The organism is Pseudomonas sp. B8(2017), assembly GCF_002113575.1.
Lineage (GTDB): Bacteria > Pseudomonadota > Gammaproteobacteria > Pseudomonadales > Pseudomonadaceae > Aquipseudomonas > Aquipseudomonas putida_Z.
This window is the reverse complement of sequence record NZ_NEIO01000001.1, coordinates 541,831-560,419: the sequence shown is the minus strand read 5'-3', so window position 1 is coordinate 560,419 and position 18,589 is coordinate 541,831. Positions and strand designations below refer to the sequence as shown.

Here is an 18,589-nt window from a genome sequence, read left to right as displayed (position 1 = left end):
TGGGGCCGCTTTGCGGCCCTTTCGCGACACAAGGCCGCTCCTACAGGAGATATGCAATTCCCTGTAGGAGCGGCCTTGTGTCGCGAAAGGGCTGCTAAGCAGTCCCGGATTCTCAGATCAGCCGCGCGCGTCGCGGTCCCGCAGGCCCAGCAGATACAACACCCCATCCAGCCCCAGGGTAGAAATCGCCTGCTTGGCCGACTGGCGTACCAGCGGCTTGGCGCGGAACGCCACGCCCAGGCCGGCCAGCGACAGCATCGGCAGGTCGTTGGCACCGTCACCCACGGCAATGGTCTGCTCCAGCTGCAAGCCTTCTTCGCTGGCCAGCTTCTGCAGCAGCTCGGCCTTGCGCTGGGCATCGACGATCGGTTCCACAGCCACGCCGGTCACCTTGCCATCCACCACTTCCAGCTCGTTGGCGAACACATAGTCGATGCCCAGGCGCGCCTGCACCTGGCGGGCAAAGTAAGTGAAGCCACCGGACAGGATCGCCGTCTTGTAACCCAGGCGCTTGAGCTCGGCAAACAGGTTCTCGGCACCCTCGGTCAGGCGCAGCGACGCACCGATCTCGTCCAGCACGCCCACATCCAGGCCCTTGAGCAGCGCCATGCGCTCCTTGAAGCTGGCGCGGAAGTCCAGCTCGCCACGCATGGCACGCTCGGTGATCGCGGCCACCTGCTCACCCACGCCAGCGGCCTTGGCCAGTTCGTCGATGACTTCGGCTTCGATCAGCGTCGAGTCCATGTCGAACACCGCCAGGCGGCGGTTGCGGCGGAACAGGTCGTCCTTCTGGAAGGCGATGTCGATGCTCAGCTCTTCAGCCAAGGCGAAGAAGTCGGCACGCAGCGCCTGGGCATCGCTCGGCACGCCGCGCACGGAAATCTCGATGCTCGCCTTGCCCTTGTCGGTCTCGGCATCCAGCGCCACACGGGCCGACAGGCGCTCGATGCGCTCGATGGTCAGGCCGTACTGGCTGATCACCGCACTCACCCGCTGCAGCTGCTCGGGGGTGATCTTGCGGCTGAGCAAGGTGACGATGTGGCGCGCCTCGCCGTGGCCATCGGCCCAGTGCTGGTAGTCCGCCTCGGAAATCGGCGTGTAGCGGGCCTGCAGGTTCAGTTCGTGGGCCTTGGCCTGCACGCTCTGCAGCAGGGAGGTGGCCACTTCGTTGTCCGGGATATCGACCAGGATGCCGAACGACAAGGTACCGTGCATGACTGCCAGGCCAATGTCGAGGATGCTCACACCGCCCTGCAGCAGGACGCCGGTGATAGCCGCAGTGAGACCGGGACGGTCCTCACCGGTGATGTTGATCAGGACGATTTCGCGCACAACCTGGCTCCGACTTCGATGAAAAATGCGCATTCTACCGATTTTCCGTGACCGTCGGGCGCCAACGATACTTTGCCGACAAAACCCGGCTCGCTATACTGCCCCACACTTTCATGCCATTAAGAGCCGAGCTCAGTGAACCGGCCCACGCCCGTCAAAGCAGACAACTTCTTCCTGATGATCTATCGCGCCCTGAGTCAACGTCGCGTGCCGCTGGCACTGCGCATCGCCTGCACCAACATTTTCCTGGTGGCGCTGGCGTTGGTGATCTACGCCTGCGTGATGGGCCTGCAGTTCAAGCAGGCCATGCACGAGCAGGCCGATGCCCTGGGTCAGAGCCTGACCACCCAGACCGCCACCTCGGCGACCGAGCTGCTGGTGGCCAACGACATCCTCAGCCTCAACGTGCTGCTCGGCAACCTGGTGAAAAACCCGCTGGTGGCCCATGCGGCGATCTACAGCGTGGACAACCGTATCCTCGCCGAGGCCGGCCAGCGCCCGCGCAACAGCCTGCTGGGCGAGGCCGAAGGCCTGTACCAGACCAAGATCACCTTCCAGGACGTGACCGCCGGGCAACTGCGCATCAGCCTGGACATGAGCCAGTTCCAGCAGCCGATGCTGATCAGCCTGCAGAGCATGGGCATCCTTGCCGCCATCCTGCTGGTGCTGGCACTGACCCTGAGCCTGCGCCAGGGCCGCTTCATCACCCTGCCGCTGCTGCAGCTGCGGGTGTGGCTGCGCGACCCGCAACCCTATACCCCGGCTACCGACCGCCAGGACGAGATCGGCGACATCGCCCGCCAGCTGCACGCGCGCCTGGCCCCGCCGCCGCCACCTGAGCCGGAGCCCGAAGAAGAGGACGACGAGCAGTTCGACGACCTGCACGACGCCGCTCCGGCAGCCAAGGCTGCACCGCGCACCAAGCTTGCCGCCCAGGCGGACGAGGATGACGATGAAGCCTTCGCCGGCCTGCTGGACGACGAAAGCGCACCCAAGGCCGCCGTGGTCGAATCCGACGAGCCGCAGTACAGCGCCGTGCTCGCCGTGCAGTTGGGTTCGCAGGAGCAGTTGCGTCGCCTGCCGCGCACGCGCCTGACCGAACTGACCGAGCGCTACCGCGATTGCCTGGAGCACGCCGCCTCGCTCTACGACGGCGAAACCCACACGCTCAACGACGGCAGCACCCTGGTGCTGTTCCACAGCCGCGACTGCGGCGAGGACTACCTGACCAACGCCATCTGCTGCGGCGAGCTGTTGCGCGCCCTGGGCCATGCCCTGCAGATCGAGGTTGCGGACAGCGGCATTACCCTGCAGCTGCAACTGGGCCTGGCTCTGGGCAACGACCTGCAAGGGCTGGAGCTGGTAGACCTGCTGATGGCCGAAAAGGCCCAAGACGCCTTGGCGCTGTCGCAGCACAGCCGCAACCTGTTGCTGGTGGAGCGGCAGATCAGCGATGACACGCTGATTCGCCAGCGCGCCCGCATTCGCCCGATTGCCAGCCCCGAGGGCGCCTGCTGCGTGGAGCGCCTGATGGAGCCCTACCCGTCGATGCTGGAGCGGCAGTTGGCGCGGATGCACGAACGCCGGGTCTGATACCGGGCTGGCCTCTTCGCGGGTAAACCCGCTCCCACAGGGGCCTGCACCAACCTGTGGGAGCGGGTTTACCCGCGAAGAGGCCAGCACAGACAGTACAAAAACAGCAGATACGAAAAAGCCCGCATCGTTGCGGGCTTTTTCGTATCTGGCAGTTGGATCAGAACCGGTAGACTTCCATATCGGTACGAATCGGCGCAGCCATCGGGATCTTGGATTTCTCCGGCGTCTTTTTCACCTGCACCGGAGCAGCCGGCTTTTTTGGCGTCTCTTCGGCAATCGCCGGCTGGTTGGCCAGCGGCTTGACCGCAGTGCTCAGCTGTTCGGCCAGCTTCTGCAGCAACTGGCCCTGGGCCTGTACCTGCGACGCCTCGCTGCCCGCGTGTGGCTGTTCGAGGTGAACGATGCGGTTGTCACGCACATGGCCACGGCGGTCCAACAAGCGCCACTGGGCATCCAGGACGGCCGGCTGGTCCTTGCCCGAGTCCAGGCGAGTGATCGACAGCAGTACTTGTACATCCGGGTTGAAACCGGTCGCCGCCGGGGCCAGCACCACGCGCTGGCTGTCCAGGCGCCAGGCGAGTTGGCGCACCAGCAGCTGGTCGATATCCGACGAAAGGCTGCCGGCCCAACGACCGTCGGTCGCCGAACTCAGGCTGCCATCGGCCTGACGTTGCAGGAACGTCTCACGTTGCAGGTAATCGGCAACCGATACCGGGCCGAGCACCACGGCCATGCCCGCACTCTGCGAAGGCTGGCCAGGATCACCACTGTCGAGCTGGTACAGGGCAACCGGCTGGTGCATGGTGCACCCGCCAAGGCCCAGCAGGCCAGTCATCAACAGCGCAAATGGAAGGCGCAGAAATTTCATCATCCCATCCAGGCGGTCGCCAAAAGGCCAACCGCAGTGATACACATAGATTCAAACGGGCACACGGCCACGCCGGCACCGCAAGGGCCATATCATCCGCGAAATAACCGTCCGACTCCAGCATTTCTGCCCGGAACGACGCTGAAATTGCCGTTCCAGACATTTCAACCGGTTACGCCGGCACTTCCACCTGCAACCCATCGACCCGCTGGAACCCGCGTGGCAGCTTGCTGCCGCGCCGTCCGCGCTCACCCTTGTAATGCTCCAGGTCGTCCGCTTTCAGAGATAGGGTACGCTTGCCGGCTTGCAATACAAGTGTCGCGCCATCGGCAATCACAGCCAGATCGGTAACAAATTCTTCACGGCTGGCTACCCGGTCGCCCGGCACCCCGATGATCTTGTTGCCCTTGCCTTTGCCCAGCTGAGGCAGGTCGCTGACCTTGAACACCAGCAGACGGCCTTCGGTAGTCACCGCCGCCAGCCAGTCCTGCTCGCGGTTCGCCACCGGGCGCGGGGTCATGACCTTGGCACCGTTGGGCAGGCTGAGCAAGCCCTTGCCGGCCTTGTTCTTGGCCTGCAGGTCTTCACCCTTGACCACGAAGCCATAGCCGGCGTCCGAGGCCACCACGTACAACGCATCGTCGTCCGGCAACAGCACGCACTCGAAGGTAGCCCCCGGTGGTGGCGTCAGGCGGCCGGTCAGCGGTTCGCCCTGACCACGCGCCGACGGCAGGCTGTGAGCGGCCAGCGAGTAGCTGCGGCCAGTGGAGTCGATGAGCACGGCAAACTGGTTGGAGCGCCCGGCGGCGGCCGCTTTGAAGCCATCGCCGGCCTTGTATGACAGGCCGGTGGCATCGATGTCGTGGCCCTTGGCGCAGCGCACCCAGCCCTTCTCCGACAGCACCACGGTGACCGGCTCGGTCGGCATCAGTTCGTTTTCCGACAGCGCCTTGGCCTCGGCACGCTCGACGATCGGCGAGCGGCGGTCGTCGCCATAGGTTTCGGCATCCTTGATCAGCTCGCTGCGTACCAGTTTGCGCAGCTTGGCATCGCTGCCCAGCAGGGCGAGCAGTTTGGCCTGCTCTTTCAGCAATTCATCCTGCTCGCCGCGGATCTTCATCTCTTCCAGGCGCGCCAGCTGCCGCAGGCGGGTCTCGAGGATGTAGTCGGCCTGGATTTCGGTCAGGTCGAAACGGGCGATCAGGGCTTGCTTGGGCTGGTCCTCGGTACGGATGATGTGGATAACTTCATCCAGGTTGAGGAACGCGGTCAGCAAACCTTCCAACAGGTGCAGGCGCTTCTCCACCTTGTCCAGGCGGTGCTGCAGGCGGCGACGGACGGTAGTGGTACGGAACTCCAGCCACTCCAGCAGCAGCGCTCGCAGGTTCTTCAGCTGAGGCCGGCCGTCCAGGCCGATGATGTTGACGTTGACCCGGTAGCTGCTCTCCAGGTCGGTGGTGGCAAACAGGTGCTGCATCAGTTCATCGGCATCCACGCGGTTGGAGCGCGGGATGATGACGATGCGGCACGGGTTCTCGTGGTCCGACTCGTCACGCAGGTCGGCGACCATCGGCAGCTTCTTGGCCTGCATCTGCGCGGCGATCTGCTCCAGCACCTTGGCCCCGGAGACCTGGTGCGGCAGCGCGGTAACGACGATGTCGCCATCCTCGACGCGGTACACGGCGCGCATACGGATGGAGCCGCGGCCGCTTTCGTACATCTTCAGGATTTCTGCCCGCGGCGTGACGATCTCGGCCTCGGTCGGGTAGTCCGGCCCCTGGATGTGCTCGCACAGCTGCTCGATGGTGGCCTTGGGCTCGTCGAGCAGGCGCACACAGGCCGTGGCCACTTCACGCAGGTTGTGCGGCGGCACGTCGGTGGCCATGCCCACAGCGATACCAGTGGTGCCGTTGAGCAGGATGTTGGGCAGGCGCGCCGGCAGCACGGCCGGCTCCTGCAGGGTGCCATCGAAGTTGGGCACCCAGTCCACGGTGCCCTGGCCGACTTCGCTGAGCAGCACTTCGGCGTAGCGCGAAAGACGCGCTTCGGTATAACGCATGGCTGCGAACGACTTCGGATCGTCCGGCGCACCCCAGTTGCCCTGGCCGTCGACCAAGGTATAGCGGTAGCTGAACGGCTGCGCCATCAGCACCATGGCCTCGTAGCAGGCCGAGTCGCCATGGGGGTGGAACTTGCCGAGCACGTCACCGACGGTACGCGCCGACTTCTTGTGCTTGGCATCGGCATCGAGCCCCAACTCGCTCATGGCGTAGACGATGCGTCGCTGCACCGGCTTCAGGCCATCGCCGATGTGCGGCAGGGCGCGGTCCATGATCACGTACATGGAGTAGTTGAGGTAGGCCTGTTCGGTGAAGTCAGCCAGCGAGCGGCGTTCCACGCCGTCCAGGCTGAGTTCCAGTGAGTCGCTCATGCGGGCCTCGTCATTTCAGGTTCTGGCGCAGCAGCATGGTGCCGCCGCGCTGGGTAAATTCAAGTTGTTTCAGGGCACTCATGCCCAGCAATACGGTCTGCCCATCCAGGCCCGGCACCACGATGGCGCGTACGTCCTGCAGGCGGATATCCCCCAGCTGCAGGCTGGCCAGGCGCGTGCGGTAGCCTTCGGTACGGCCGTTGGCGGTACTGAGCTGCACCGGGCTGCCACGCTCCAGGCCCAGCTCGCGGCCCAGCGCCTCGGGGATGGCCACGTCGGTGGCACCGGTGTCGAGCATGAAGTGCACCACCTGGCCGTTGATCGCGCCATCCATCACGAAGTGGCCCTGGCCGTTGCCCAGCAGGCGCACCTCGATAAAGCCTTCGCCATGCGACGACTGCACCTGGGCATTGGGGTTGCGCTGGCTGTCTTCCCATTGGCCGAAGAAACGCGTGGCAAGGAACAGCGCCGCCGCCCAGGCGACGATCATCAATACCTTGCCAGCCCGCTTGCCCGGCGCCTGACTCATGGCTTGGCGCTCCATCCGCCTTCCGGCGCATCGAAGCGCCAGACGATCGGGCGTGCCTCGCCATCAGCGCGGGCGCCGTTGTTGTTGTCCACACCGATCCAGGCGCCCTTGGCATCGATCACCAAGGCCTCGGCCAGGCCGAACGGCTGTTGATAGCGGCGCGACTCGACCAGGGCATCGGCAGCGAACGACCAGCAGCGCTCGACCTTGCCACTGTCGGTATCCCGACGGCAGACCCGGTAGGCGTTGCGTTCGAGGGTGAACAGCTTGCCTTCGAACCAGGCAAGGTCAGCGAAGTCGCGCGACAGTGCCTGGGCATTGGGCATCTGCGCCGGCTGCATTTCGACGCCAGCCTCGCTCAGCAGCACGCAGCTGCGGCCGCAGGTCCACACCGATTGCTGGCGCTCGATGGCCACCAGGCCCCGCCGCTCGCGCTCGGCGGCCAGCCACAGGCGGTCACCCGCCGGGTTGATCGCCAGGCCTTCGAACAAGGCGTTGAAGTTCAGCAGCATGCCGCTGGCACGGGCCTGACGAACCATGGCCGGGTCGATCTTCAACCAGTCCGCTTCGCCTTCCAGCGGCAGTTGCAGCACCGCGGCATGCGCCTCGCTGACCAGGTACAGGTTACCCGCCTGGTCACAGCTGATGCCTTCGAAATCCAGCTCGCCACCACGAATATACGACGCCGCCCAGTTGCGCGACTTCAGGCCCCACGGCAAGCCACTTTCCGGCACCGCTGGCGGGGCGAAGGTGAGCGGCTGCGCGCGCCAGGTCGGGTTTTGCTGGTCGAAGCGGTAGATACGGTCGTCGTCGCGGTCGGACACGCCCCACAGCCCGCCCCGGCATTCCACCAGGCCAGACAGGTTGCCACCGCGCATGCCTTCGATCGGGTGCTCGGCGCTCAGCTTCAACTCTGGCCAGTTGCCCGCCAGGCTCGGCAGGGCAACCAGCGCCAGGCAGGCAGCCAGAAGCCGCCGAATCAAACCATGACCTCGGCCAGGTTACCCTTGGTTTCCAGCCAGCTCTTGCGGTCACCCGCGCGCTTCTTGGCCAGCAGCTTGTCCATCAGCTCGCAGGTGGCCTGCACATCGTCCAGGGTCAGCTGCACCAGGCGCCGGGTGTTCGGGTCCATGGTGGTCTCGCGCAGCTGTGGCGGGTTCATCTCGCCCAGGCCCTTGAAGCGGGTGACCTGTGGCTTGCCGCGTTTCTTCTCGGCCACCAGGCGATCGAGGATACCGTCGCGCTCGGCCTCGTCGAGGGCGTAGTAGATTTCCTTGCCCAGGTCGATGCGGTACAGCGGCGGCATGGCCACGTACACATGCCCGGCCTCGACCAGCGCGCGGAAGTGCTGGACGAACAGCGCGCACAGCAGCGTGGCGATGTGCAGGCCGTCGGAGTCGGCGTCGGCGAGGATGCAGATCTTGCCGTAGCGCAGCTGCGCAAGGTCAGTGGCCCCCGGGTCGACGCCAATGGCCACGGCGATGTTGTGCACTTCCTGGCTGGCCAGGACTTCACCACCGTCCACTTCCCAGGTGTTGAGGATCTTGCCGCGCAGCGGCAGGATCGCCTGGAATTCCTTGTCGCGTGCCTGCTTGGCCGAGCCACCGGCCGAGTCACCCTCGACCAGGAAAAGTTCGGCGCGCATCGGATCCTGGCCGGCGCAATCGGCCAGTTTGCCGGGGAGTGCCGGGCCCTGGGTGATGCGCTTGCGCTCGACCTTCTTGCTGGCCTTCAGGCGGCGACCGGCGTTGCTGATGGCCAGCTCCGCCAGTTGCATGCCCAGCTCGGGGTGGGCGTTGAGCCACAGGCTGAAGGCGTCCTTGACCACGCCGGAAACGAAGGCAGCCGCCTCGCGCGACGACAGGCGCTCCTTGGTCTGCCCGGAGAACTGCGGGTCCTGCATCTTCATCGACAGCACGAAGGTGATGCGTTCCCAGACATCTTCCGGCGCCAGCTTCACACCGCGCGGCAGCAGGTTGCGGAACTCGCAGAATTCGCGCATGGCATCCAGCAGGCCCTGGCGCAGGCCATTGACGTGGGTGCCGCCCTGGGCGGTAGGGATCAGGTTGACGTAGCTTTCCTGGATGCTGTCGCCGCCTTCTGGCAGCCACAGCAAGGCCCAGTCCACCGCCTCCTTGTTACCGGCCAGGCTGCCGCAGAACGGCTCGTCGGGCAGGCGTTGGAACTCGTTGACCGAATCGACCAGGTAGGAGCGCAGGCCGTCCTCGTAGTGCCATTCGACCTTCTCGCCGCTGGCCTTGTCCTCGAAGCTGACCAGCAGGCCCGGGCACAGCACGGCCTTGGCCTTGAGCACGTGCTTGAGGCGGCTGATGGAGAACTTCGGCGAATCGAAGTACTTGGGGTCGGGGCTGAAGTACACGCTGGTACCGGTGTTGCGCTTGCCGACCGAGCCGACCACTTCCAGCTCGCTGGCCTTGAAGCCATCGGCGAAGGTCATCTGGTATTCGTTGCCGTCACGTTTGACGCGCACGCGCACCTGGGTCGACAGGGCGTTTACTACCGAGATGCCCACGCCGTGAAGGCCACCGGAGAACTGGTAGTTCTTGTTGGAGAACTTGCCGCCGGCGTGCAGCTTGGTGAGGATCAGCTCGACCCCGGACACGCCCTCTTCCGGGTGGATGTCCACCGGCATGCCACGGCCATCGTCGCTGACTTCCAGCGAGTGGTCGGCATGGAGGATGACCTGCACCGAACGGGCGTGACCGGCCAGGGCTTCGTCGACACTGTTGTCGATGACTTCCTGGGCCAGGTGGTTGGGGCGGCTGGTATCGGTGTACATGCCCGGCCGCTTGCGGACCGGGTCAAGGCCCGAGAGGACTTCGATGGCGTCTGCGTTATAGGCGCTAGCGCTGGGAGTGGCCATAGGGTCTCGTCGTCAGTCTGGTGAATGCAAAAAAGTCAAAATACAGAAAAATCGAGCGCTGCGTACTGCCCAGGGGCAATGCCGGCAAAGGCCAGCAGTGCCGGCAGGCGCTCGGCGAAGCCCTGGAAGCTGTGGTCGCCACCGGCCTGGATGCGCAGCGCACAAGCACGGTAATAGCGCTCGGCGTGGCGATAGTCCAGGGTTTCATCGGCGGTCTGCAGCCACACTTGATAGCGGCTGGCGTCCACCGGGGCTGGTACTTCCAGCTCGGCCAGGGCCTGCACGTGATCGTGGGTCAGCTCCCAGGCTTCACCGGTGTAGTGATTGTGCTGGGTGCCCAGGTAGCCGTCGAAATGCTTGTGCGGTGTTACCGCCGGGTTCACCAGCAGGGCTTTGAGGCCGTGGCGCTCGGCCAGACAGGTGGCATAGTAGCCGCCGAGCGAACTGCCCACCAGCAGTGGCGCGCCCAGCTCGGCGATGGCCGCTTCGAGCTGGGCGATGGCCTGCCGTGGGTGGTGGTGCAAAGCGGGCACCCGCAGTTGGGCCGACAGGCCCAGTTGCTGCATCACGGCCTCGAGTTGGCGCGCCTTGGTCGAAAGTGGCGAGCTGTTGAAGCCATGGATATAGAGGATGGAACCCGACATGCTGCCCCCGGAATCTGTGGCTTCGCGCCCGGTGATATGGGCGCAGGGACGCGCAGTGTAGCGCGTTCGCCGGGTTTTGGCGCCGCACAGGGGTTTTAGCAACAAATTCTTCAACAGCTTTGAGAGTGCCGGGGGCGCTTTGCGCCCCTATCGCGACACAGGGCCGCTCCCACAGGGGTACGCGATCTCCTGTGGGAGCGGCCTTGTGTCGCGATAGGGCTGCGCAGCAGCCCCAAAATCTTCAATAACCAGGGCTATCGAAGTCGAGCTTCACCTTGAAATCCAGTGCCCGCTCCACCCCGGTCTCCAACCGCCCGTCGGCGTGCAGGCGCAGCCAGCGGTATCCAGGCTGCTCCTCGCTCACCTTGAAATCCTCGCTACGCGCCGCGAACTGGATACAGGTAGACGGCGTAGCCAGCAGGCGCAGGCCGCCACGCACTTCATCCCATTCCTGGTGCACATGCCCCCAGAGCAGCGCCCGCACCTGTGGATAACCCTCGACGATATCGAACAGCGCCTGGGCATTGCGCAAGCCGATCGGCGCAATCCAGGCACAGCCGATATCCACCGGCTGATGGTGGAAGCACACCAGGCAATGCCGTTCACCCGCCTCTCGCAAGGCCGTTTCCAGCACTGCCAGCTGGTCATCCTCCAACAGCCCGTGCGTCGCCCCGGGTACGGCCGTGTTGAGCATGACGATGCGCCACGCACCGATATCGGTCACCGCCTGTACCAGCTCCGGCGCCACTTGCGCCATGACTCGGGCCTCGTCATGGTTGCCAGGCAACCAGCGGGTGGGCACGGCAAACGGTGCGGTCAGCTCACGGAATGCTTCATAGGACGCCACGCTGGCGTCCTGGGACAGGTCACCAGTGCACAGCAGCAGGTCGACAAGCGGTTGCTCCCGCCGCACCTGGGCCACTACATGGCGCAGGCTGTCACGGGTATTGAGGCCCAGCATGCTGCCGGCCGGGTCGGCGAACAGGTGGGCATCGGTCAGTTGCACCACATGCACGGGGCGCGATTGGTCTGGCTGCGGCAACGGCCGTCTCCTCGAACGGATTCAGCGCGAATTATGGCTGCACAACGGGTGCGAGCAAACACCCACGAACGACCTGCGTCACACTTCAGCGAACGCTCGCCAGTTCGTGACCACAAGCCAGGCAGTGGCTCAGCCATTCACCGAGGAACAGGTTGAGCTGGGCCTTTTCGTCCGGCTGGTGCATGGCCTCGTTCGGATACGGGTAGATGCTACGCAGGCGCCGGGTGTGTTCGGCACTGACCACTTCGGCCATGCGCGCATCGTGGTACACCTGCACTTCCAGGTGCGGCACCGGCAACCACGGCAGGCTGTGCTCCTGGCGCACGTGCAGGGTGGTGGTGTACGGGCAGGCCAGCACCACGTCGAGCACCAGCACGCCAAGCATCTGGTCGCCCTGGGTCATGCCGATGCGGCGCGAACTCTGGGTGGTGCGCATGTCGGGCAACAGGCGCATCAGCCGGGCGTAGTTGGCCTCGCAGGCTGCCTGCAGCCCGACCAGGTCGACCCGATAACGCTCGCGCAGCAGGTTCACTTCCACATACCTCGTACTTCATCACGGTTCAGCGCCAGCCATTGCAGGCCGATGATGGTCGCCGCATTGCAGATGCGCCCGTCGCGCACCGCCTGCATGGCATCCTCGAACGACCACACGCGCACGCGAATGTCCTCACCCTCTTCTTCCAGGCCATGCAGGCCGCCCGCACCTTCGCTGCTGCAACGGCCGAGGAACAGGTGAACGTATTCGTCACTGCCGCCGGGCGACGGGAAGTAACGGGTCATCGGCCACAGGGCGCTGAAGGTCAGGCCGGCTTCTTCTTCGGCTTCGCGATGGGCCACTTCCTCGGGTTGCTCGTCCTTGTCGATCAGCCCGGCCACCATCTCGATCAGCCAGGGGTTGTCGACCTTGTCCAGTGCACCGACGCGGAACTGCTCGATCAGCACCACTTCATCGCGCAACGGGTCGTACGGCAGCACGCACACCGCATCATGGCGCACGAACAGTTCGCGGCTGATCTCGCGGCCCATGCCCCCGGCAAACAACTCGTGGCGCAGGCGTAGCTTGTCGAGCTTGTAAAAGCCCTGGAAGCAGTTGGCCCGCTCGATGATTTCGAAGCCCTTGGGCACTGAGTTCAACGCGTCTGACATGGAAATCCTCATTACCTCGAATACCGCATCGCGCCATCCTACTCTGCACGCCTGCCGGTTTCATCCCTTTCCGGCAACCGTTCGCGCACTCGGGACAGCGCGCCTTCTCTCTGTTAGCTTAGTGGCGAACTGAAGGCCGCGCAGACGGTCAAAGGCCGACTTTTCCCTGTTCTGCAAGGATCCTCATGACACTTGTCAAACTGACTTCCGTGGCTGTGCTGGCCCTGGCCCTGGGTGCCTGCCAAAGCCTGTTCACGCCCAACTACCGGGCGCCGCTCGAGGTCAAGCGTGATGCCTGGGAGCATGTCAAACCCGGCTGCAGCGAAAACGACTGCCCGCTGGTGAACATCGACATGATCCACTTCCCGGCCTTGCCCAAGCTCGATGGCATCGTCGAGAAACGCCTGCTGCAACTGACCGAAGACAACCAGCGCGGCAACGCACCGACCAGCCTGCAAGCCTACGAGCAGCAGTACCTGGCCAGTGCCGACAAGCGCAACAGCAGCTACCTGCAGGCCAAGGTACGCGAGCAGCATGACGGACTGGTGATCATCGAACTGTCCAGCTACCTGGACAGCGGCGGCGCCCATGGCATGCCCGGGCGTGGTTTCATCAACTATTCGCGCAAGCTGGACAAGGTGCTGACCCTGCAGGACATGCTGGTGCCTGGCCAGGAAGACACCTTCTGGAAAACCGTCGAGGAGTCGCACCGTGCCTGGCTGATCAGCGTAGGCATGGACAAGGACGCCGAGTTCATCAAGACCTGGCCGTTCAAGCAGTCGCCGCACGTCGCCCTGACGTACGGCGCGGTGGTGGTCAAGTACGAGGTCTATTCCATCGCGCCCTACTCGATGGGCCACGTGGAATTGAAGATCCCGTACCCACGCCTGAATGGCGTGCTCAAGCCTGAACTGTTTCCCGGCCGCGGCTGAAGCTCAACAGCCCGTGCAGTAGCCCTGCCAGCAGCAATGCCGGCAGGGTCGCACCCAGGTCGGGCGCTTGCGCGGCGATCAGATGGTACGCGGCAACGCCCACCGCCCAGGCCAGCAGTGCCTGCCAGTGCAAGCCATGCACCTGTGCCGGCAAGCGGCGGCGACGGATCACGTAATGGTCCATCAATACCACACCGAACAGCGGTGCAAACACCGAACCGATCAGCAGCAGGAAGTTCTCGTACTGTGCCAGTGGCGCCAGCAAGGCAATCAGCGTGCACAGCACGCCAATGGCCAGCGCCAGGTGCTCGACCTTCAGGCGCACCAGCACGCCGGTGGAAACGGCCGCCGAGTGAATGTCGGCAAAAGCCTTTTCCGACTCGTCCAGCAGAATCAGCAGCAGTGGAATGCCCATGCCGGCGCCCGCGAGGGCCAGCAGCAGAGCGTTGGCTTCGCCACTGCCGGCGAAGGCCAAGGTGTAGCCCACGCCCAGGCTCATCAGCCAGGTGTTGCCGATGAAGTAGCCCAGCACCGTACCGCCGAATACATGTTTGCCGTTACGGGCAAAACGCGAGTAGTCGGCGATCAGCGGCAACCAGGACAGCGGCATGGCGATGGCGATGTCGAAGCCCACGGCCAGCGACATCGAACCGTCACCGGCACGGTCCCACAGTGCCGCCAGGTCGGCCTTGGCGAACAGGTTCCAGGTCAGCCACAGGCAAGCGCCCAGCAGCAGCCAGATGCCCCAGGTGCGCAGCACCTTGCGTACGAACGCCAGCGGCCCACCGACCGCGAGCAGGGTGGCCAGCGCGCCGAAGCACAGGGTCCAGAGCACAGGACTGTTCCAGGCGCTGGCTTCGCCGAACGCCCGCGCGCCCAGCAGGCTGGCGGCATCGCGCATGACGATGATCTCGAACGCGCCCCAGCCCACCAGTTGCAGCAGGTTGAGCAGCGCCGGCAAGCGCGCGCCGTGGCCGCCCAGGCTCAGTTTCAGTGTGCCCATGGCCGACAGGCCGGTATCGCTGCCGATGACACCGGCAGCCCCCAGCAGCAGCACACCCACACCGGTGCCCAGGGCGATAGCCAGCACCGCGCCGGCAAGGCCCAGGCCAGGGGCCAGCATGGCGCCGACCTGCAGCACCATCAGGCCGATGCCGAGGGAGAACCATAGCGAGAACAGGTCGCGGGCGCCGAAGATGCGCTGGGCGGTGGGGACCGGGTGGTCGGGGGAGAATTGGCTGGGTGATGTCATGGTTGGCGCTCGCCGGCAATGTTGTTGGTGTTCCTGGCGAGGACTTCGTCCTCGTATCGCGACACAAGGCCGCTCCCACAAAAACCGCGCTGGCCTCAAGCCTTGCGCGGTCCCTGTGGGAGCGGCCTTGCGTCGCGAAAGGGCCGCAAAGCGGCCCCAGCGGTCTTAGACTTTGTGATACAGCTGGCTGCCTTCCTGGCGGAACCGCTCGGCCTGCTCACGCATGCCTTGCTCGACCGTCACATCCACGGTTTCGATCTTGGCGGCGTATTCGCGCACTTCCTGGGTGATCTTCATCGAGCAGAACTTCGGCCCGCACATCGAGCAGAAGTGCGCGACCTTGGCCGATTCCTTCGGCAGGGTCTCGTCGTGGTAGGCACGGGCAGTGTCCGGGTCCAGGCCGAGGTTGAACTGGTCTTCCCAACGGAACTCGAAGCGTGCCTTGGACAAGGCGTTGTCACGAATCTGCGCACCCGGGTGGCCCTTGGCAAGGTCGGCGGCATGAGCGGCGATCTTGTAGGTGATGATGCCGGTCTTCACGTCATCCTTGTTCGGCAGGCCCAGGTGCTCCTTGGGCGTGACGTAGCAGAGCATGGCGCAACCGAACCAGCCGATCATCGCCGCACCAATGCCCGAGGTGATGTGGTCGTAGCCAGGAGCGATATCGGTGGTCAGCGGGCCGAGGGTGTAGAACGGCGCCTCGTCGCAGCATTCCAGCTGCTTGTCCATGTTCTCCTTGATCAGCTGCATCGGCACGTGGCCGGGGCCTTCGATCATGCACTGCACGTCGTGCTTCCAGGCGATCTTGGTCAGCTCGCCAAGGGTTTCCAGCTCACCGAACTGCGCGGCATCGTTGGCGTCAGCAATCGAGCCGGGGCGCAGGCCGTCGCCCAGCGAGAAGCTGACGTCGTAGGCCTTCATGATTTCGCAGATTTCGTCGAAGTGGGTGTACAGGAAGTTTTCCTTGTGGTGCGCCAGGCACCACTTGGCCATGATCGAGCCACCACGGCTAACGATACCGGTGACGCGCTTGGCGGTCAGCGGCACATAGCGCAGCAGTACACCGGCGTGGATGGTGAAGTAGTCCACGCCCTGCTCGGCCTGCTCGATCAGGGTGTCGCGGAACAGCTCCCAGGTCAGGTCTTCGGCCACGCCGTTGACCTTTTCCAGGGCCTGGTAGATCGGCACGGTACCAATCGGCACCGGCGAGTTGCGGATGATCCACTCACGGGTTTCGTGAATGTGCTTGCCGGTGGACAGGTCCATGACCGTGTCCGAACCCCAGCGGATGCCCCAGGTCAGCTTGGCCACTTCTTCCTCGATCGAGGAACCCAGGGCGCTGTTGCCGATGTTGCCGTTGATCTTCACCAGGAAGTTGCGGCCGATGATCATCGGCTCCACTTCCGGGTGGTTGATGTTGGCAGGGATGATCGCGCGGCCACGGGCGATTTCCTGGCGAACGAACTCGGGGGTGATTTCTTTCGGGATGTTGGCCCCGAAGCTGTGGCCGGCGTGCTGCTCGTCGAGCAGGCCGGCGGCGCGTGCCTCTTGCAGCTTCATGTTTTCGCGGATGGCCACGTATTCCATCTCGGCGGTGATGATGCCCTGACGGGCATAGTGCATCTGCGAGACGTTGGCGCCCGCCTTGGCACGGCGCGGGTTGCGCACGTGGGCGAAACGCAGCTTGGCCAGTTCGGCATCGTTCAGGCGCTGCTGGCCGAAGTCGGAGCTCAGGCCGGCCAGGCGCTCGGTGTCACCGCGTGCCTCGATCCACGCCGAACGCACGTCGGCCAGGCCCTTGCGCACGTCGATGACAACGTTGGGGTCGGTGTACGGGCCGGAAGTATCGTAGACCAGCACCGGGGCATTGGACTCGCCACCGAAATCGGTCGGGGTGTCGTCCAGGCTGATTTCACGCATGGGCACGCGGATGTCCGGGCGCGAGCCTTCGACATACACCTTGCGCGAACGCGGGAACGGTTGCACGGACTGCTGATCGACTTGTGCCGATTCGCTGAGGTTGATCGCTTTTTCTTGTTTGGTCATCACAGGCTCTCCAGACGGCTTCCTAGCAGTGGAATGTCGGGGTGAACCTGAAAGGCGCGGACGCACCCTTGATGGGTGCAGTGCCGGATATGGGGGGTGCCTGAAGCTGCATGCAGCTGCGACATTCCCGGACCTGGCACAAGAGGCTCCCCGGGAAGGCGAGCAATCTTGTTCCCTACGCAGGCGCTAACCTGATCAGGTTCAACGGGATCCGCAACTTTGCGATCTCAGCCTTTGCTTCAAGGCACCCCGACAAGAACATGCGCAGTCTAGACTGGAGTGGTCGGCAAAGCCAAGCAGGTAAATGCGCGGATGATGAAAGGCACCCCGAGCGATTGTTGCCGGGTGCGCATGGCACTACACTGGCCCATCGCTCGATACTCAACAGTTCAGTAATTAAATTTCGTACAAGGATTGCCCCTATGCTGCGCAAACTCTCACTGGCAATAGCCGTGTCTTGTGCGTCCAACGGAGTGGTCTGGGCAGCGGACGTGCCCACTACAGTGAAAACCGACCTGGTCAGCGTCTATCAGGAAGCGGTCGACAACAACGCTGACCTGGCTGCGGCCCGCGCCGATTACGGCGCCCGCCGTGAAGTGGTACCGCAGGCTCGCGCCGGGTTGCTGCCCAACCTTTCGGCCGGTGCCGAAATGCTGAACACCCGCACCAAGCTGGACGAACCATCGGCCACCAGCAACCGCAGCGGCAATACCTGGAGCGCGACCCTGGCGCAACCTATCTTCCGCGCTGACCGCTGGTTCCAGTTGCAGGCGGCCGAGGCGGTCAACGAACAGGCGGCGCTGGAGCTGTCGGCGACCGAACAAACCCTGATCCTGCAAACCGCGCAGAATTACTTCGCCGTGCTCCGTGCCCAGGACAACCTGGCCGCGACCAAGGCCGAGGAAGCTGCCTTCAAGCGCCAGCTGGACCAGTCCAACGAACGATTCGACGTCGGCCTCTCCGACAAGACCGACGTGCTGCAATCCCAGGCCAGCTACGACACGGCGCGGGCCAACCGGATCATTGCCGAGCGCCAGGTACAGGATGCCTTCGAGGCCCTGGTGACCCTGACCAACCGGGAATACACATCGATTCAAGGCGTGGTCCATACCTTGCCGGTGCAGGTCCCTACGCCCAACGACGCCAAGGCCTGGGTCGAAACCGCCGGGCGCCAGAACCTCAACCTGCTGGCCACCAACCACGCGGTCGTCGCTGCCGAGGAAACCCTGCGCCAGCGCAAGGCCGGCCACGCGCCGACCCTGGACGCAGTTGCCAAGTACCAGAAGGGTGACAACGACAACTTCGGTTTCACCAACCCCGCACCGGCCCCTGTTTCGCGCTATAGCGGCGACGTCGAGCAGACCAGCATCGGCCTGCAGTTGAACATCCCGATCTACAGCGGCGGCCTGACCAGTTCGCAGGTGCGCGAGGCCTACCAGCGCCTGAGCCAGAGCGAGCAGCAGCGTGAAAGCCTGCGCCGCCAGGTGGTGGAAAACACCCGCAACCTGCACCGCGCGGTAAACACCGACGTGGAACAGGTGCAGGCGCGCAAGCAGTCGATCATCTCCAACCAGAGCGCGCTGGAAGCCACCGAGATCGGCTACCAGGTGGGTACCCGCAATATCGTCGACGTGCTTGACGCCCAACGTCAGCTGTACACCTCGGTACGCGATTACAACAACAGCCGCTATGACTACATCCTCGACAACCTGAGCCTGAAACAGGCGGCCGGCACCTTGAGCCCGCAGGACCTGCAGGACCTCAAGCGGTACCTGAAGCCAGACTACAACCCGGACAAGGACTTCCTGCCGCCGGACCTGGCGGCTGCAGCGGCGAAGAACTTCGAGCGTCGCCCCTGAGATAGAGGTGGATTTTCCGCAGGGTGGG

15 protein-coding genes and 1 riboswitch are annotated in these 18,589 nt (G+C 64.4%); of the genes, 3 read left to right on the top strand and 12 right to left on the bottom strand.

Annotation, left to right across the window (positions count from 1 at the left end):
- Positions 1–117 precede the first annotated feature (117 nt).
- On the bottom strand, positions 118–1,332 hold the full coding sequence (serB, locus tag CAG22_RS02555) for a phosphoserine phosphatase SerB (protein WP_085704274.1): 1,215 nt from the start codon (positions 1,330–1,332) through the stop codon (positions 118–120).
- Positions 1,333–1,467: 135 nt separating this feature from the next.
- Here serB and CAG22_RS02550 point away from each other — a divergent pair, with 135 nt between their 5' ends.
- The gene (locus CAG22_RS02550; protein WP_085587901.1) at positions 1,468–2,925 is read left to right on the top strand and encodes an AhpA/YtjB family protein; all 1,458 of its coding nucleotides are present in this window, start codon (positions 1,468–1,470) and stop codon (positions 2,923–2,925) included.
- A 160-nt stretch (positions 2,926–3,085) separates the two neighbouring features.
- Here the strand turns inward: CAG22_RS02550 and CAG22_RS02545 are convergent, their stop codons facing one another.
- From CAG22_RS02545 to CAG22_RS02505, 9 genes are all read right to left on the bottom strand, one after another.
- On the bottom strand, positions 3,086–3,796 hold the full coding sequence (locus tag CAG22_RS02545; RefSeq protein ID WP_085587899.1) for a membrane integrity-associated transporter subunit PqiC: 711 nt from the start codon (positions 3,794–3,796) through the stop codon (positions 3,086–3,088).
- Positions 3,797–3,968: 172 nt separating this feature from the next.
- Positions 3,969–6,227 carry a DNA topoisomerase IV subunit A gene (gene parC, locus CAG22_RS02540; protein ID WP_075046538.1) on the bottom strand — a complete coding sequence of 753 codons (2,259 nt, stop codon included), beginning with the start codon at positions 6,225–6,227 and terminating at the stop codon, positions 3,969–3,971.
- Positions 6,228–6,237: 10 nt separating this feature from the next.
- Positions 6,238–6,756 (bottom strand): TIGR02281 family clan AA aspartic protease, encoded by a 519-nt coding sequence (locus CAG22_RS02535; RefSeq protein ID WP_025340840.1) that lies wholly within the window; start codon positions 6,754–6,756, stop codon positions 6,238–6,240.
- Entirely contained in the window at positions 6,753–7,739 is a 987-nt protein-coding gene (locus CAG22_RS02530) for an esterase-like activity of phytase family protein (RefSeq protein WP_085587897.1), read from the bottom strand. The genes CAG22_RS02535 and CAG22_RS02530 overlap by 4 nt, the downstream gene beginning before the upstream one ends.
- Entirely contained in the window at positions 7,736–9,640 is a 1,905-nt protein-coding gene (parE, locus tag CAG22_RS02525; RefSeq protein ID WP_015272020.1) for a DNA topoisomerase IV subunit B, read from the bottom strand. The genes CAG22_RS02530 and parE overlap by 4 nt, the downstream gene beginning before the upstream one ends.
- Before the next feature lie 35 nt (positions 9,641–9,675).
- Positions 9,676–10,284: a YqiA/YcfP family alpha/beta fold hydrolase gene (locus CAG22_RS02520; RefSeq protein WP_085691372.1), complete on the bottom strand. Its 609-nt coding sequence runs from the start codon at positions 10,282–10,284 to the stop codon at positions 9,676–9,678.
- A 241-nt stretch (positions 10,285–10,525) separates the two neighbouring features.
- A complete protein-coding gene (cpdA, locus tag CAG22_RS02515; protein ID WP_085691373.1) occupies positions 10,526–11,326 on the bottom strand; it encodes a 3',5'-cyclic-AMP phosphodiesterase in 801 nt (266 codons plus the stop codon).
- Between the two features lie 85 nt (positions 11,327–11,411).
- Positions 11,412–11,864, bottom strand: coding sequence for a DUF1249 domain-containing protein (locus CAG22_RS02510; protein ID WP_016501905.1), 453 nt, complete (start codon positions 11,862–11,864; stop codon positions 11,412–11,414).
- Positions 11,855–12,472, bottom strand: coding sequence for an NUDIX domain-containing protein (locus CAG22_RS02505; RefSeq protein ID WP_085614742.1), 618 nt, complete (start codon positions 12,470–12,472; stop codon positions 11,855–11,857). Before CAG22_RS02505 ends, CAG22_RS02510 begins: the two co-directional genes overlap by 10 nt.
- A 185-nt stretch (positions 12,473–12,657) precedes the next feature.
- On the opposite strand from CAG22_RS02505, the gene CAG22_RS02500 reads away from it, so the two are divergent.
- A complete protein-coding gene (locus tag CAG22_RS02500; RefSeq protein ID WP_085704272.1) occupies positions 12,658–13,404 on the top strand; it encodes an RsiV family protein in 747 nt (248 codons plus the stop codon).
- Here CAG22_RS02500 and cytX read toward each other — a convergent pair.
- Both cytX and thiC read right to left on the bottom strand, forming a co-directional pair.
- Positions 13,373–14,656 (bottom strand): putative hydroxymethylpyrimidine transporter CytX, encoded by a 1,284-nt coding sequence (gene cytX, locus CAG22_RS02495; RefSeq protein ID WP_085691374.1) that lies wholly within the window; start codon positions 14,654–14,656, stop codon positions 13,373–13,375. The two genes, CAG22_RS02500 and cytX, sit on opposite strands and share 32 nt — an antisense overlap.
- A gap of 165 nt (positions 14,657–14,821) precedes the next feature.
- The gene (gene thiC / locus CAG22_RS02490; protein ID WP_025340847.1) at positions 14,822–16,702 is read right to left on the bottom strand and encodes a phosphomethylpyrimidine synthase ThiC; all 1,881 of its coding nucleotides are present in this window, start codon (positions 16,700–16,702) and stop codon (positions 14,822–14,824) included.
- Between the two features lie 155 nt (positions 16,703–16,857).
- A riboswitch (TPP riboswitch) is annotated at positions 16,858–16,964 on the bottom strand.
- Between the two features lie 160 nt (positions 16,965–17,124).
- Between thiC and CAG22_RS02485 the strand changes: the two genes are divergently transcribed.
- Positions 17,125–18,561: a TolC family outer membrane protein gene (locus CAG22_RS02485; protein WP_085704270.1), complete on the top strand. Its 1,437-nt coding sequence runs from the start codon at positions 17,125–17,127 to the stop codon at positions 18,559–18,561.
- Positions 18,562–18,589: the final 28 nt, after the last annotated feature.

What these genes read in the sequence shown, in the direction of transcription:
- CAG22_RS02545 (WP_085587899.1), bottom strand. Translation starts at nt 3,796, where the DNA reads ATGAAATTTCTGCGCCTTCCATTTGCGCTGTTGATGACTGGCCTGCTG.
- parC (WP_075046538.1), bottom strand. Translation starts at nt 6,227, where the DNA reads ATGAGCGACTCACTGGAACTCAGCCTGGACGGCGTGGAACGCCGCTCG.
- CAG22_RS02535 (WP_025340840.1), bottom strand. Translation starts at nt 6,756, where the DNA reads ATGAGTCAGGCGCCGGGCAAGCGGGCTGGCAAGGTATTGATGATCGTC.
- parE (WP_015272020.1), bottom strand. Translation starts at nt 9,640, where the DNA reads ATGGCCACTCCCAGCGCTAGCGCCTATAACGCAGACGCCATCGAAGTC.
- CAG22_RS02520 (WP_085691372.1), bottom strand. Translation starts at nt 10,284, where the DNA reads ATGTCGGGTTCCATCCTCTATATCCATGGCTTCAACAGCTCGCCACTT.
- CAG22_RS02505 (WP_085614742.1), bottom strand. Translation starts at nt 12,472, where the DNA reads ATGTCAGACGCGTTGAACTCAGTGCCCAAGGGCTTCGAAATCATCGAG.
- CAG22_RS02500 (WP_085704272.1), top strand. Translation starts at nt 12,658, where the DNA reads ATGACACTTGTCAAACTGACTTCCGTGGCTGTGCTGGCCCTGGCCCTG.
- cytX (WP_085691374.1), bottom strand. Translation starts at nt 14,656, where the DNA reads ATGACATCACCCAGCCAATTCTCCCCCGACCACCCGGTCCCCACCGCC.
- thiC (WP_025340847.1), bottom strand. Translation starts at nt 16,702, where the DNA reads ATGACCAAACAAGAAAAAGCGATCAACCTCAGCGAATCGGCACAAGTC.
- CAG22_RS02485 (WP_085704270.1), top strand. Translation starts at nt 17,125, where the DNA reads ATGCTGCGCAAACTCTCACTGGCAATAGCCGTGTCTTGTGCGTCCAAC.